The 16,134-nt window shown below is 30.2% G+C and carries 15 protein-coding genes; 9 read left to right on the top strand and 6 right to left on the bottom strand.

Features of this window, described 5'->3' with window-relative positions; all coding sequences use genetic code 4:
* Positions 1-51: 51 nt before the first annotated feature.
* From SCHRY_RS05140 to SCHRY_RS05180, 9 genes are all read left to right on the top strand, one after another.
* Complete coding sequence (locus SCHRY_RS05140) at positions 52-777, top strand: lipoprotein (protein WP_016339400.1); 726 nt, start codon at positions 52-54, stop codon at positions 775-777.
* Positions 778-887: 110 nt separating this feature from the next.
* Entirely contained in the window at positions 888-1,484 is a 597-nt protein-coding gene (locus SCHRY_RS05145; protein WP_016339401.1) for an NAD(P)-dependent oxidoreductase, read from the top strand.
* On the top strand, positions 1,484-2,026 hold the full coding sequence (locus tag SCHRY_RS05150) for an Ada metal-binding domain-containing protein (protein WP_016339402.1): 543 nt from the start codon (positions 1,484-1,486) through the stop codon (positions 2,024-2,026). The genes SCHRY_RS05145 and SCHRY_RS05150 overlap by 1 nt, the downstream gene beginning before the upstream one ends.
* 165 nt (positions 2,027-2,191) lie before the next feature.
* Positions 2,192-3,241: a rod shape-determining protein gene (gene mreB / locus SCHRY_RS05155; protein ID WP_016339403.1), complete on the top strand. Its 1,050-nt coding sequence runs from the start codon at positions 2,192-2,194 to the stop codon at positions 3,239-3,241.
* An 83-nt stretch (positions 3,242-3,324) separates the two neighbouring features.
* A complete protein-coding gene (mreB, locus tag SCHRY_RS05160) occupies positions 3,325-4,383 on the top strand; it encodes a rod shape-determining protein (protein WP_016339404.1) in 1,059 nt (352 codons plus the stop codon).
* 253 nt (positions 4,384-4,636) lie between these two features.
* On the top strand, positions 4,637-5,866 hold the full coding sequence (locus SCHRY_RS05165) for a PhnD/SsuA/transferrin family substrate-binding protein (protein ID WP_016339405.1): 1,230 nt from the start codon (positions 4,637-4,639) through the stop codon (positions 5,864-5,866).
* A 15-nt stretch (positions 5,867-5,881) separates the two neighbouring features.
* Entirely contained in the window at positions 5,882-6,673 is a 792-nt protein-coding gene (gene phnC, locus SCHRY_RS05170) for a phosphonate ABC transporter ATP-binding protein (protein ID WP_016339406.1), read from the top strand.
* A gap of 2 nt (positions 6,674-6,675) precedes the next feature.
* The gene (locus tag SCHRY_RS05175; protein ID WP_016339407.1) at positions 6,676-9,354 is read left to right on the top strand and encodes a PhnE/PtxC family ABC transporter permease; all 2,679 of its coding nucleotides are present in this window, start codon (positions 6,676-6,678) and stop codon (positions 9,352-9,354) included.
* A gap of 10 nt (positions 9,355-9,364) precedes the next feature.
* A complete protein-coding gene (locus SCHRY_RS05180; RefSeq protein ID WP_016339408.1) occupies positions 9,365-10,300 on the top strand; it encodes a DHH family phosphoesterase in 936 nt (311 codons plus the stop codon).
* A 32-nt stretch (positions 10,301-10,332) separates the two neighbouring features.
* On the opposite strand, the gene SCHRY_RS05185 is transcribed toward SCHRY_RS05180, so the two are convergent.
* The 6 genes from SCHRY_RS05185 to guaB all read right to left on the bottom strand — a co-directional run bounded on the left by SCHRY_RS05185 (position 10,333) and on the right by guaB (position 15,920).
* Positions 10,333-11,106: a TatD family hydrolase gene (locus SCHRY_RS05185; RefSeq protein ID WP_016339409.1), complete on the bottom strand. Its 774-nt coding sequence runs from the start codon at positions 11,104-11,106 to the stop codon at positions 10,333-10,335.
* Between the two features lie 8 nt (positions 11,107-11,114).
* Positions 11,115-12,470 carry a tRNA uridine-5-carboxymethylaminomethyl(34) synthesis GTPase MnmE gene (mnmE, locus tag SCHRY_RS05190; RefSeq protein ID WP_016339410.1) on the bottom strand — a complete coding sequence of 452 codons (1,356 nt, stop codon included), beginning with the start codon at positions 12,468-12,470 and terminating at the stop codon, positions 11,115-11,117.
* Between the two features lie 100 nt (positions 12,471-12,570).
* Entirely contained in the window at positions 12,571-13,851 is a 1,281-nt protein-coding gene (gene yidC / locus SCHRY_RS05195; protein WP_016339411.1) for a membrane protein insertase YidC, read from the bottom strand.
* Positions 13,852-13,876: 25 nt separating this feature from the next.
* Positions 13,877-14,197: a ribonuclease P protein component gene (rnpA, locus tag SCHRY_RS05200; protein WP_016339412.1), complete on the bottom strand. Its 321-nt coding sequence runs from the start codon at positions 14,195-14,197 to the stop codon at positions 13,877-13,879.
* A 39-nt stretch (positions 14,198-14,236) separates the two neighbouring features.
* Positions 14,237-14,377 (bottom strand): 50S ribosomal protein L34, encoded by a 141-nt coding sequence (gene rpmH / locus SCHRY_RS05205; RefSeq protein ID WP_408020053.1) that lies wholly within the window; start codon positions 14,375-14,377, stop codon positions 14,237-14,239.
* A 97-nt stretch (positions 14,378-14,474) separates the two neighbouring features.
* Positions 14,475-15,920: an IMP dehydrogenase gene (gene guaB / locus SCHRY_RS05210; protein ID WP_016339414.1), complete on the bottom strand. Its 1,446-nt coding sequence runs from the start codon at positions 15,918-15,920 to the stop codon at positions 14,475-14,477.
* Positions 15,921-16,134 lie beyond the last annotated feature (214 nt).

Genomic DNA, 16,134 nt, shown 5'->3' on the forward strand with positions numbered 1-16,134 from the left:
AAATATGATATTATTTAAATAATCAAAAATAATATTTGGGAGGATAACAAAATGAAAAAAATACTAGCATTATTAGGATTAATTACCCTTTCAACTGCTCCAGTAACAAGTCTTGTTAGTTGCTCAACAATTGATTATAAAATTAAACATTCTTTTGCAAGTTGAACTTTTTCAACTAAAATTGATAGCCCAATTTATGGCCCTGTTTTTAAAGGTGGAGAAATTAATGATGATAAATGATTTTTCTACTGATTTATGGCCCAATACATGCATGCAGCTCAATATCAAAAAATTGATATTACTTTTTACCAACTAACAAATAATACTGTTAGTTCAAACATTCCTGTCCCAGAAAGTTTAGATATTTGAGAATTACTTAATAATAAATTTTGATTTGAAACTATTGTTAATTTTGTAAATAATAATAAAATTAACCACTTATATTTAACAACTGTTTTAATTTACTTGGCGATTTATAATCCAATTATGGCTTTGACCCCTACCGCTTTATTTACAACCGATTATCATAATGGAATAATTAACATTGCATATAATTATGATAATATTGGGGAAATTAATGATTACAAGAAAAAAATGAAAAGTCAGTATGAACAACTAATTAATGAAGAAATTAGTGTTAAATATCCTGATCTAATCCCCTATTTTTTATCGATTTCTGAAGCAAATAGTAAAATTGAACAATTAATTAATAGTCTAATCCAAGTAATGATTATCTTGCAAGCTAAATTTACAATAATTATTAATATTTTAACTTAATTATTTTATTATTTTCTTATTAAGGTTAACAGCAATATTGTGCATATCATTTTTATTTCGTGCTGTTAAGATATAACCATACCAATAAAATATTTAAGGAGGACGTAAAAATGAAAATTTTATTAGTTGGTGCTCAAGGTCGGTTAGGAAAACATCTAATGACCGAACTAACAAAAGAAAACATCACAGTATTAGTTTTTAACGGTGACGCAAAAAGTCTAACCGCTTTGGAAGAACAAGCAATTGGTGTTGAGGTAATTGTCTCAACAGTTGGAGCAAATAGTATTGAGGAGTTTGACTTAATTGCTCAAAATATTATTACTGTAGCTAAAGCCAATCATCAACGGGTAGTTTGAAGCGGTGGGGCTGCTTCATTATGAACAAAAGACAACACTCGCTTAGTTGATACACCAGTAAATGTCTTTCCAGAAGCAATGCAAGGATGAATCCCTGCTGTCTTTGGCCATGCAAAAGTTTTAGAATTGTTTAAAAATAGTGAGATTGATTGATCATACATGTCTCCTGCGTTAGACTTTCAAGATGTTAACCCTTGTGGAAACTATTTAGCAAAAGCTAGTGACAAAGCTTTATACAATGCTAGTGGTATTAGTTTTGCAAGTTATGCAAATGGTGCTAAAGCATTAGCGGCAGAAATTATTAATCCCCAATTTATCCATCATCGTTTTACAATTATCGAGGAGTTTTAATGAACTTAGCAACAAACGAAGAATATCAAATTATTAAAGCAAAAAATCCTGCTTATCAGGGTTATTTTTGCTATGGTAATTTTAATACCAAAATTTTTTGCCTTGTAACTTGTAATTCAAAAAAACCATTACAAAAAAATTGTATTATCTTTCAAAATATTACCGAAGCTTTTGCCAATAACTACCGCCCCTGTAAAGGGTGCACCCATATCCCAACCACCAAATATCAATACACAACGAACTGGATTATTGAATTAGAACAATATTTAAATGAAAACTATTATTATGATCTTAGTCTTGACTTTTTAGCTGATAATATTGGCATTAACAAATATCATTTAGTCCATCGATTTAAAGCAGTTTATCAAACAACACCAATAAACTATTTAATTGAAAAACGTTTAGTAGCAGCATTAACTTTAATTAAAAATGGTTTATCAATTAGCGATGCTGCTTTTCGGGTTGGTTTTAAATCTTATCATTACTTTGCTCGTTGTTTCAAAAAACATTACCAATATTCTCCTGGGGAAATTAAAAAATAATATCATTAATTTGATTAGAAACTAAATTTCTTTTTTTTCCGGAAATGTGTTATAATATTTGAGTATTGTATACTTTATATTCAAACGAATAAAGCCATGCAATTCATTTTTTGACGAAAAGGTCAAAGTAAATATTTTATTAATTGTAGTAGGAGGAAAAAATTAATGGCACTATTTAATAGTACAGGAAACAAAAAACCAACTTTCGTTTCTATGGACTTAGGAACTGCTAATACTTTAGTATACGTTGCTGGGTCAGGGATCGTTTATAACGAGCCTTCAATCGTTGCTTACAAAATTAAAGAAAACAGAATTATTGCTGTAGGTAATGAAGCATACAAAATGATTGGTAAAGGAAACAAATCAATTAGAATTGTTCGCCCAATGGTTGACGGAGTTATTACAGATATTAGAGCAACTGAAGCTCAATTAAGATACATCTTTGGAAAATTACGTATTTCAAAACAATTACGTCACTCAATTATGTTATTAGCTTGTCCATCTGTAATTACAGAATTGGAAAAAGCAGCGTTGAAAAAAATCGCAACTAACCTAGGAGCAAACAAAGTCTTCGTTGAAGAAGAAGTTAAAATGGCTGCTCTTGGAGGAGGAGTTGATATCTACAAACCTGTTGGAAACTTAGTAGTTGATATGGGTGGGGGAACAACAGATATAGCTGTTATTGCTTCAGGAGATATTGTATTATCAAAATCAGTTAAAGTTGCTGGAAACTATTTAAATGATGAAATTCAAAAATTCATTCGTTCACAATATGGACTAGAAATTGGTTCAAAAACTGCTGAACAAATTAAAATTGAAATTGGATCATTATCAAAATATCCAGATGAAAGAAGAATGAAAGTGTATGGACGTGACGTAGTTTCAGGATTACCTCGTGAAATCGAAGTTACACCAGAAGAAATCAGAGAGGTATTAAAAGTACCAGTTTCAAGAATTATTGACTTAACAGTTCAAGTATTAGAAGAAACACCACCTGAATTAGCTGGAGACATCTTCAGAAATGGAATTACAATCTGTGGAGGGGGTGGCCTAATTAAAGGGGTTGACCGTTACTTTACAGATACATTACAATTACCAGCAAAAATTGGTGAACAACCATTATTAGCTGTAATTAATGGTACTAAAAAATTCGAATCAGATATTTTTGATATTTTAAGACAAGAAGCTATGCACACTAAAGAATTAAATTACTAAAATTTAATTAGTGTTAAAGTTATCACAATTTATTAATTAAATTGTAATTAAGGTACTTAAAAATTATTAAGGAGGAAAATAGCGTGAAACCAGATTCTAGACCATTTATTTCCCTTGATTTAGGAACAGCTAATATTTTAGCTTATGTTTCAGGACAAGGAGTTGTCTACAATGAACCATCATTAATGGCATATGATAACAAAACTAATACCCTAGTTGCATTAGGAAAAAGTGCATATGACATGATTGGAAAAACACATGATCAAATTAGAATGGTAACACCATTAGTTGATGGAGTTATCGCAGATATGGAAGCTGCACAAGATTTATTAAAACACATTTTCTCAAGAATGAAAATGATGAACATTTGAAAAAACTCAGTTGTTTTACTAGCATGTCCTAGTGGAGTTACTGAATTAGAAAGAGAAGCCTTAAAAAATGTTGCGCGTGATATGGGAGCTGATTTAGTTATTATTGAAGAAGAAGCTAAAATGGCTGCTTTAGGAGCAGGAATCAACATTGATTTACCACAAGGTCACTTAATTATTGATATCGGTGGAGGAACAACTGACTTAGCTATTATTTCATCAGGAGATATTGTAGTTTCAAGATCAATTAAAGTTGCTGGAAACCACTTCGATGATGATATTCGTAAATATATTCGTTCAGAATACAACATTGCAATTGGGCAAAAAACTGCTGAAGACGTTAAACGCTCAATTGGTTCATTAGTAAAATACCACAATGAACGTTCAATGCAAATTTATGGACGTGATATTGTTTCAGGATTACCAAAAGAAGCAAAAATTACTTCAGAAGAAATCAGAAATGTCTTATTAAACGCCTTTTCAAAAGTTACAGACTTAGTAATTGAATTATTAGAAAATACACCACCTGAATTAGCTGGAGATATTATGCGTAATGGAATTACAATCTGTGGAGGGGGAGCATTAATTAGAAATATTGATAAATACTTCTTTGATATTTTCCAATTACCAACAAAAACTGCCTCAGATCCATTAAACTGTGTTATTGAAGGTACAAAAGTGTATGAAAAAGTTATTAAGAAAAACATTGAAAACGGTAAATATGACGGACAAAAAAGAGATTTATTATCATCACTTGGTAAAAAAAGAAAATAATGAATCACGATTAAAAGATATTTAATTAAATATCTTTTTTTATTTATCTTTATATTTTTTTAAAAAAAAGTATTAATTTCTCTTTTTTTAATTTAAAATTAAAGTGTAAGGTTTTCTTACAGGGAGATACTAAACAATGCAAAAACAACTTTTATTAATTAGAGATCGAACAAAGTAGATTTTTAGTAACTAAGTTGTTTTTTTCTTTGTTTATTTGAAAAATGGACATTAATTTTAAAAGGAGATTATCTTAATGAAAAAAATACTTTCAGTTCTTGCGACAACATCAATTATGACAGCCGCAACATCATCGGTTGTTGCTTGTAATAGTGGGAATAATTTAATTATTACTTTTATCCCCTCACGTGACCCAATTGAGGTTTTAAAAACAGTTAAACCACTAGAAAATTTATTGAAAGCTAAATTAAAAGAAAAAGATAGTAGTTTTTCAATGAATATTAAAATTATAACTTCAACAAGTTATGAAGCAGCTGGGGAAGCTTTAAAGAATGGTAAAACAGCTTTAGTCTTCTTACCAACAGGAACTTATTCAAATTACCGTGGTACAATCCAGGAAAACGGAACTTATGACAAAGCCGGAGTTCTATTATCTGCTGCTCGTGCCTCAATGATTCCGGATTTAAACTATTTTAAAAATAACTTAGAGGCAGCGGAATCAACTGAAATTAATCCAACAGATTCATGAGGAATTGCCAAAGAATATAATGAAATTACTGATAAACATAAAATTACTTCACCAGATCAAGCTAGTGAATTATTAGAAAATCAGACCGAAGAAGCGCAATATTATCGTTCATTGATTTATGCTAATAAAGATTTCTTAGCAAAAAATAATTATGATTTAAATAAATTTACAACACCAGAAGAATATAAAACGGCAACAGTTGATTTATTACAAAAAGCTCTTAATGATAAAAAATTATTCTTAGGAAAAGGAACAACTTCAAATGCTTCAGTATTATATCCATTATTATGAATGAAAAATACATTAGGAATAGAAGATGATAACACAATTGCCCAGTTCTATACTCAAAAACAAGAACAACAAAGTTATACTCAAATTGCTAGTTCCCTTGCAACTGGGCAAGCTGCAATTGGGGTTGGTTATGGAGATATTCGTCGTGATATTTTAAATAGTGCTGATATCCAAAAAGCTTATGAAAAAGTTGCTGTAATTGGAGCAAGTAATGCTATTTTAAATGATGGAATTGAATATTCACGTCAATGATTTTCAGGACGTGATGATTTATTAGCTAACCTTCGCACATCATTTAAAGATTTAATTGCAGATAAAAACAATAAAAACATCTTTGATGTCTATAGCCATACTAGTTATAGTTCACCAGCTGATAATGCAACTGGCCCACAAATTACCGCTTGAGAAGCAAACCTAGACTTACTTTATACTAATGCTAATAAAGTTTTAAAACCAATTACTGATATCATTAAAGATGTCGCATAGTCAAAGGAAATAGAAATGATAAAGTTTGAAAATGTTAATAAAGTCTGGCCAAATGGTGTTCATGCCTTAAAAGATGTTAATCTTGAAATTTCAGAAGGAGAATTTGTTGCTGTCATTGGCTTATCAGGAGCAGGAAAAACTACGTTATTAAGAACAATTAATAAAATGAACACTATTAATTCAGGAACAATTAATATTACCGTGAATGAAAAAAATAAAGCTGGTAAGGTTGAGCAAGTTAGCTACCTAGTAAATAAATTGAGTGGTCGTAAACTACGTCGACTACGAACAAAAATTGGTTTAATGTCCCAGGATTATAATAATATTGGCCAACAAACAGTTTTAAAAAATGTCTTAAATGCCCGTGTTGCGAAAATGGGCTTTTGACAAAGTTTGATTGGTTGATTTACTAAAAAAGATAAGATTATTGCCCTATCTTCTTTAGAAAAACTCCATATTCTTGATCGTGCATATATTCGTGCAGAAAACTTATCTGGCGGGCAACAACAAAGAATTGCTCTAGCTAGAACATTGGCCCAAAAACCACAATTGATTATTGCCGATGAACCTGTTTCTGCCTTGGACCCAATTTTAGCTAATCAAGTAATGAATGATTTTAAGCGAATTAATGAAGAGGAAAAAATCATTGTTATTATGAATATTCACCACGTGGAATTAGCTTTAAAATATGCAACAAGAATTGTTGGGGTTAAAGCTGGGGAAATTGTTTTTGATGGAAAAGCAAAAGATGTTACACCAGAAATATTAAAAGATATTTATGGTGAGACATATGAAAAAACAGAATAAAAATGTTTCGTCGTAAACTAACCGCCCTTTCATCAACAAAACCCCTTGTTATTAATCATCACCCTGTCTATCGCCCTAAGAAAATATTTTTCTGGTCCTTATTTATTGTTATTGTAGTTCTTGTTATTTTAGGATTTCAATTTATTAGTCCCGACTGAGGCGAATTCTTTACTAGTTTCGCTGGGTTAGGAGAACGAATTAAGGAATTATTACACTGGGATTTTAATGCTTTTAAAGAAATCCCGGCAATTGGCCAACAAAAAAGTTTCCTGGCGCGTTCATTTATTTCAATTTGAGATACAATTGTTATGGCGTTATCAGGAACTGTGATTGGAATTATTATTGCTGTTCCAGTTTCAATTCTGGCCTCAAAAAATATTATTAATAATACTTTTTTCAATCGTTTTTGTAAAATTCTACTAGCAATTTTCCGAACAATTCCTTCATTTGCATACGCATTAATTTTGGTTGGATTCTTTGGATTTAATAACTTAACTGTTTCAATTGCTGTTGCAATCTTTACTTTTGCGATTAGTGCCAAAATGTTATACGACAAAATTGAACAAGTTAAAATGGCTCCCTTTGAAACAATGTTAGCAACCGGAGCAAATCGCTTCCGTTCATTCCGTGCCGCAATCTTTCCGCAAGTAATTCCTCATATTTTATCAACTGTTTTTTATGCCTTAGAAACTAATCTTCGTTATATTTCAATTATCGGATTAGTGGCAAAAGTTGGAATTGGGAATTTAATTGACAATAATGCTCAATTACAGCAATGAGATCGTGTTGGTTGATTATTATTTCTGTTAATTTTAACAATAGTTTGTTTAGAGATTTTAATCTATGTCTTACGAAAATGAGTTATTTTTGACCAAGATAAAATTTTAGATGAAAAAGAACGCAAAAAAATGTTAAATCCAACCCTTCGTCGCACAAGAAAAAATAATTTATTATTTTATTATAATGAGATTATTCTTGCCGATTGAAAAAATAAAAAAGAAGGTCTTTATAAACAATATCAGCAAAAAGCAATAACAAAAGAACAGTTTACCGTTAAAAAAGAGGCATTAAAACTGGAACGTAAAACTTTAATTACCCAGGCAAAAAAAGAATACTTTGAACGCTTAGCTATTGATCAGCAAAAATTTTTAGAAATTAAATCAGCTTATCCAGCAACCCCTAAAAAATGATTTATATATAGTGAAAAAGTTGGACAACTAGTTCGCTATGACAAACTTTATTTAGCAGAATTTGCCGTTGAAATGACTTATCAAAAACAAAAATTATTACAAGAAACAAAACAAGCAATAAACCTAAAACATGACCAGTTTATTGCAAATTTAACTGTAGAAAAAGTTTATCAAAAACAACCATTTGGTTGAATTAAAAGAGTTGTTTTAATTGCAATTATGTTTGGGTTATTTATCTATTCTTTAACTACAATTGAATGAGGCTTAGCAAATTCTGAAACAATTGCTAAAACGTTGCAAAACATTGCTCGAATGTTTGATATTTCCTGATGAACTTTATTTGGTACAGAAAATGGTGCTGGGAGTACAGTTCCCTACTCAGTAATTTACTTAATTTGAGAAACAATTATGATTGCCGCGGTTGGAACTTTTATTGGGGTTATTATCGCTCTAATCCTAGGAACTTTGGGATCAGAAAACGTTGTCAATAAATATGTTGCAAAAATCTTTGTTATTATTGCCACTGTTATTCGCCCAATTCCATCATATTTATATGCTATTATTCTTATTTCCTTAACAGGAATTGGTGAATTCACCGGCGCTTTAGCATTAGCAATTGCAACAGCTGGAATGTTATCAAAATATATCCGAGAAATGTTTGATGATGTTGATATGAATATTGTTAAAACGTTGGCGGCAACTGGGCTAACAAATGGCCAAAAATTCCGTTATGGGGTCTTGCCACAAGTTAATTCTGGAATTATGTCATGAATTATCTATCGTTTTGAAATTAATATTAAAGAAGCGACACTATTAGGAATTGTTGGAGCTGGAAATATGGGGTATGTCTTACAAGCATACTTTAACAGTGGCCTATTTGAAGACTTTGGCGCATTGCTATTTGGAATTATTATTATTTCATTATTATTAGAATGACTTTCAAATGTTGTACGAGACAAAATTAACTATAATCGTGATCCTAAAACAGTACATTGATTAAAAAAAGTAATTAGACGCACAGAAGCACCTAGTTATGCAATTAATGCTAAAATGCTTGGTTATACAACAACAGATGTTCCTTTTAATGAATTAAAAGCCTTGTACATTTTAACAAACATTAATATTTTCCGAACAGCATGAAAAATAAAAAAAATCGAAAAAATTAGTTGAACAAAAGCTTATCAATTAAGTTACTGTCAAACTTTTAACATTAAAGCTGATAAAACAACTGCTAATTTAAAAGAACTTATTAAAGAACATAATGGTCAATATAATGATGCAATTAAAAAAGTGAAAGAAAATCGCCATTATGAAATAAAACAAATTAAATTAAAACAAGATAGTCAAATCAAAAAGTTAAAAATAAAATTTAAAAAAGATTGAAAAAATAATAACAAGTGTAAAGAACGCTGAGAATTATGAAAACAATTCCGCCTTGATTGCCAATTAATTAAGGCAACAAGTAAACATAAAAAATTAAGTCATATTTAAGGAGAAGTATATGTTTGAACAACTTTTAAAAATTTTAAAAGATCATGACAATTTTATTATTTTGCGCCATATTGAACCCGATTGTGATGCATTAGGAAGCCAATTAGGACTCAAAACATTGTTAAATGATAATTTCCCAACTAAAAAAGTTTTAGTTGGTGGAAAATTACCAACAGAACTATCTTTTGTTGGGGAAATGGATCAATTGCAAGAAGAGGATTTTAATGATGCAGTTGTCTTAATTACAGATACAGCAACAATAGAGCGTATTGATTTGGAAAATGAAAAATGATTAACAGCAGCAAAATTAGTTGTTAAAATTGACCATCATCTTAATCTTGATCAATATGGGGATGTCATGATTGTTGATGCTAGCTATCCAGCAACTTGTGAATTAATAACAGATTTTATTACAACAACAAATTTAAAATTATCACCAGCAACAGCGCACTTATTATTTTTAGGATTAGTAACCGATACTGAACGATTTTTATACCGCTCAGTATCAGAACGAACATTTGCAATGGCCTATCATCTAACCAAAACAAAATTTAATTTATCAGCTGCTTATGATGAGATTTATGCTATTAACCCTAACTTGGCCCGATTAAAAGGTTATATTCTTACTAATTTCACCTTAACACCAGAAGGTTTAGCTTATATTAAAATTACTAAAGAGTTACTTGCACAGTTTGAGGCGCAAAACCCGCATCAAATTGCCTTATGAGTTAATATCCTTGGTGATATTAAAGGGGTGAAAATATGAATGATGTTTGTGGAATGCAAGGATTATATTCGTATTGAATTTCGCTCACGTTATTTTGCTGTTAATAAAATTGCTAGCAAATTTAATGGCGGAGGCCATCAAGTTGCTGCCGGAGCAAAAGTTTATGATTGAACTAATGTTGATATAGTAATTCAAGAAGCAACAACATTATTAAAATAAAAAAAGTTCTTCAATAATAAGAAGAACTTTTTTTATTCCTTAATATTAAAAACCTTAAAAGCATTTTTTGTTGTAATTCGAATCATTTCACTAACTGGGATATCTTTTATTTTTGCAATTTGGGCAACTGTATAAGCAATATATTTAGGATAGTTTTTTTGGCCACGATATGGATCAGGGGTTAAATAAGGCGCATCAGTTTCAACTAAAATTTTATCAAGTGGAACCATTTTTGCGACTTCACGCAATTGACTCGCATTTTTAAAAGTAACTGTCCCCGAGAAAGAAATATAAAATCCTAAATCTAAGAATTTTTTGGCCATTTCAGCATCACCAGAATAACAATGCATTAAACCCTTTTTAATCTTTTCAGTTTTTAAAATATGTAAGCATTCCTCATACGCATCACGGCAATGAATTGCAACAGGTAAATCATGTTTTTTAGCAAGATGTAGCTGCTTAATAAATCATTCCTTTTGTAAATCGTGACTAACATGTTTATGATAATAATCTAGCCCAATTTCACCAACAGCAATAACTTTACTATTATTTAATAATTTATCTAAATCCTTTAAATCTTCTGTTCCATAACGAGCAACATCTGTTGGATGAATTCCTATTGTTGCATAGACAAAATCAAATTCATTTGCTGCTTGAATCGCTTTTTTACTTGATTCCATATCATAACCAACATTGTTAAATCATTGAACACCACTAAATTTGGCATCTTCCAAAATTAATGCTGTTTCTTCATCTTTATATTCTTCTGACATTAAATGACAGTGTGTGTCAAATATCCCTTGCATCTCTTCCCCTACTTCCCTAGACAATACTTACTAAACATTGTATTTAGTAAATTGTCATCGTAATTCTCTCCAATTAAATCTCCTAGTAAATATCATGCGCTATGTAAGTCAACATTGACAATATCAACTGGATAGTTATTAACAATATTATTATAAGCATTTTTAATAAAGTTTTCTACTTTCTCCAACAAAGAAATTTGATTTAAATTAACTAAAACTAAACTGTCATTTTTTGTTAATTCTTCAAAATAATAACTTTCCATAATTTGGTTAACTAATGCTTCAATATTATTATTAACCGTTGAAATTAAGGCAATCCGCTCAGTTTTAAATTTGGTTAACGCTAATTTTCTTGGATCAATTAAATCAATCTTATTAAAAACAATAATTCGCTGTTTATCAGCTGTTAGGGTTAATAATTTTTTTGTATCTAGCGATAATTCTCGACTACTATCAATTACAATTAAAACTAAATCAGCGCGATTAATTTCATTTTTCGCTTTACTAATTCCAATTTTTTCAATTTCGTTAACAGTATCGCGAATTCCGGCCGTATCAATGATGTTTAATGTTAGTGGTCCTAAGTTAATTTTCCCTTCAACAATATCACGCGTTGTTCCAGCCTCATTTGAAACAATTGCTTTTTCTTCTTGCATTAAAGCATTTAGTAACGATGACTTTCCAACATTTGGTTCTCCTAAAATTAGAACATTAATTCCATCATTAATAATTTTCCCAATTTTACTTAATTTAATAATTCTGGTAATTTCCGCTTTTAATGATACTAATTTTTCGGTTAATTCTTCGGCGCTAACATCTCCAACGCCATCATATTCAGGATAATCAATGTTAACTTCAATATTTGCAATGATATCTAATAATTGATCACGATATTTTTTAATTAAATGTAAATTACTATTCTGCAAGTTATTTATTGCAAACTTTAAACTAGTTTCATTTGTTGCATTAACTAAATCATTAATTGCCTCAGCTTGAATTAAATTAATTTTATTGTTCAAAAAAGCTCGCTGAGAAAATTCCCCTGGGTTAGCAAAACGCGCCCCTTTTTTAATTAATAAACTAATAATTTGGGTTGTCACCAAAACACCACCATGGCAGTTAATTTCAATAACATCTTCGCCAGTAAAAGAATGTGGGGCAACAAAAGACATTATTAAAACTTGATCAATTACTTTGCTATCATCTTTAATATAACCAAAAGTAATTTGATTTTCTTTTTTTTCAACTTTCTTTGAAAAAACCTTATTTATTAACTGATAAGCATCTGGACCCGATAAACGAATGATAGCTACTGCTTGTTTCACTAATGCCGTTGCTGGGGCTACTATAGTATCACTAATCATTTTTTGTCTCGCTCTCCCTCTTATTTTCCTTATTATATCAAATATTATTAGGATTATAACAAAAAGCGTTTTAGAAAATTATTTCTAAAACGCTTTAAATTTATTCATTATCTTTTTTCTTTTTCTTATCTTGTCCTAAAGAAAATTTTGTTTTCTTTTTAACCGGTTGATAAGTTGCTTTATTAACTTTTTTAACTTGTTTAACTTGTTTTGTTTTCGTTACATTTGTTGGAATAATAATTCCATCTGGTGTTTGTAATTTTACTTTTTTACTAAACATTTGTTTAAATTTCGAACTTGTTGAACTATCGCGTTTTTTTGTTTTGCGATGAATACGAATAAAATGAAAAGCTAATGTTTGTAAAATTTGAATAAAGGCCGAGAAAATTCAATAAATTGTTACCCCTGCCGCAATTGTAATTGTAACAACGAAGAAGACAATAATCATTACTCCTTGCATAATAAATTGACGCTTACGGGCCTTTTTCTGCTCTTTTGAAATTACCTTTGTTTTCCGTAAATTTAGAATTGTTGGTAGAATCATTGAAACAATTTGAATTGGTAAATAAACAAATAATAATGATAGATAAATAAAGTTTCCACTTTGAATCATTTCTCATGGTTTTTCAATTAATGAGATTTGACCAATTGTTGCAATTTTTAAATCACGAGTTGCTTTAACAACGGTAAACATCGCAATTAAGAATGGAATTGATAAGAACGAAGCTCCAATTGTCGATAATGGGGAAACCCCTTCCTTCCGATAAAGCTGCATCATTTCCATTTGCTGTTTTTGCTTTGCCGCGGGATCATTTGAATTTTTATATTTCGCCTGAATCTCGGCTTGTTTAATTTGCATTAACTGCATTTTATCTTGGTTTTTTTGCGCTTTTCAACTAAACATCAAGGTAATTAAACGAACTAACAATGATGTTAAGAAAATAGCTCCAATAATTCCAGCTCCATTTGCTAAACCACCAAATCCATTAATTAAGTTAACCATTAATCAGGCAATTGGGAAAACGAAGAAGCCATAGAAAGGTGAAGCTGTTTTTGTAAAGGCTTCTGCTCATGTTCTAATCCCTAAGTAACCATATTCATATAATTGGCCATTAACAACATGGAAGAAATGCTCTTTCCCAATATTAGCTCCTAAACCAACTAAGATTTCAAAGAAAACCCCTGGTTTATAAACATTTTGGCCAGTAGCATCCATAATTGTTCAATAATTATATTTTGGAACCATCATCATTCCACAGCCTCATAGCATTGAAATTAGTAAAAAAAGATATAAAACAATTTTAATTCATTTTCATGCTAATGAATACCATGGTTTTCGAACTCTTTTGCCATCTGTAAATATATAATCACGATAGTTCATATGTTTGCTCCTTTTCTACTAAATACTATTTTTTAAGATTTTTTAATAAAACTTCTTTATTTATAAAGTAACTATTTTTAAAATAATTCTTTTTAACAATAATAATATAATCATAACCTTGAATATTTAAAGTCGGGTCAATAGTAATCATACTACGAATTTGCCGTCTAACTTTATTTCTAAGAACAGCATTCCCCAACTTTTTTCCAACTGAGATTCCAAAACGGGGATAATTTAAATTATTTTTTCGAAAATAAATATAATAAGGATCAGTTTTAATAAAAACACGTAGCCCAATAATTTCCTGAAACTCATGGTTTTTTTTAACTATATATTTTTTTTTCACATTACTAGTATGAAATAAAAAACAAAATATTACCAAACATTACGCTGATAATACTTTTCTTCCTTTTAATCTTCTTCTACTTAATAATTTTCGTCCTGTTGCCGATTGCATTCTTGCTCTAAAACCATGAGTTCTTTTATGCTTGATTTTACTTGGTTGCCATGTTCTTTTCATTCTCAACACCTCCTTATTTACATAACTAAGACATCATATAAATAATATCGGAAATGCAAAAAAATATCAATTAAAAGATACGATTTTATTAATTTTTTTCCTTTTATTTTGTGTAATTTGGGGGTGATTTTGTAATAACAACATCATGGGGATGTGATTCTTTTAGCCCATTAGCTGAAATTTCAACAAATTCGGCTGTTTCTTGTAAAAGTTCAATTGTTTGAGCCCCACAATAACCAAAACCACTACGAACACCACCAACAAATTGGAAAATAATATCACTAACTTTCCCTTTCAATAAAACTAAACCTTCAACACCTTCTGCTACTAATTTTTTCTTACTGTCTTGGAAATAACGATCTGCACTCCCTTTTTTCATGGCTGTTAATGAGCCCATTCCCATATATGATTTATATTTTCGTCCATCAAGGATTACTTCTTCTCCTGGTGCTTCGAATGTTGAGGCAAAAATTGACCCCATCATGACAGCATTTGCTCCGGCTGCTAAAGCTTTAACAACATCACCAGAGTATTTAATTCCCCCATCAGCAATAACTGGAATACCATGTTCTTTTGCTAATTGATAAACATCATTAATTGCAGTAATTTGTGGCACCCCAACTCCAGCCACAACTCTTGTTGTACAGATACTTCCTGGACCAACTCCAACTTTTAACCCACTAACACCAGCTTCAATTAAATCTTTTGCAGCTTGTGGTGTTACAATATTACCGGCAATAATACCTAATTTTGGAAATTGCTCACGAATTTTTTTAACCATCATTAAAATGCCTTCACTGTGGCCATGCGCTGAATCAATAACAATTAAATCAACATTTTTATTAACTAATGCCTTAACCCGATCCATCGTATCATTTCCAACTCCAACAGCTGCTCCAACTCGTAATTGGCCCTTATCATCCTTACAAGCATTAGGATACTCTTCGCGATTATTAATATCTTTAATTGTAATTAACCCTGTTAAAATATTTTCATTATTAATAATCGGTAACTTTTCAATTCGGTTTTTTAATAAGATACTTTTTGCTTTTTCCATCGAAATATCTTCAGAAGTTGTGATTAAATTTTTTGATGTCATAAACTTACTTACTGGATCACGATAATCCTCACATGTTTTAATATCACGATTAGTAATAATCCCTAATAATTTTTTATTTTCATCAACAACTGGTAATCCAGAAATTTTATATTGCATCATAATATCTGCGGCGGCTTGAACTGACATTGTTGGTAATAAAGTAATTGGATTAATAATAAAACCTGATTCATTTCGTTTTACTAATTCAACTTCTTTTGCTTGTTGTTCAATTGTTAAATTTTTGTGAATAATCCCAATTCCCCCTTCTCGAGCAACAGCAATCGCCATTTTTGACTCTGTTACAGTATCCATTGCGGCCGATAAAAATGGAATATTTAATTCAATATTTTTAGTGATCTTTGTTCTTAAATTAATTTGATGTGGTAAAATAGTTGATTTTTGTGGTACTAATAATAAATCATCAAATGTATATGCTTTTTTAATACGCATAATCTTTCTCCCTTCAAAATTACATCGCAAATATAAAGAAGAAATCCTCAGTTTTCAGAAGCCTATAGTGATTTTATTGCTAATCGTAGAGACACTAGAGCACATTTCTAGTTTATATAGGAACCATATAAATTTAGATTATTATATCGTAAAATATCCGAATAATAAACCTTCTTTTGCAATTATTTGTTTTCCACATTTAAAAAATAGTTTT

It is taken from the genome of Spiroplasma chrysopicola DF-1, assembly GCF_000400935.1.
Classification (GTDB): Bacteria; Bacillota_I; Bacilli_A; order Mycoplasmatales; family Mycoplasmataceae; genus Spiroplasma; species Spiroplasma chrysopicola.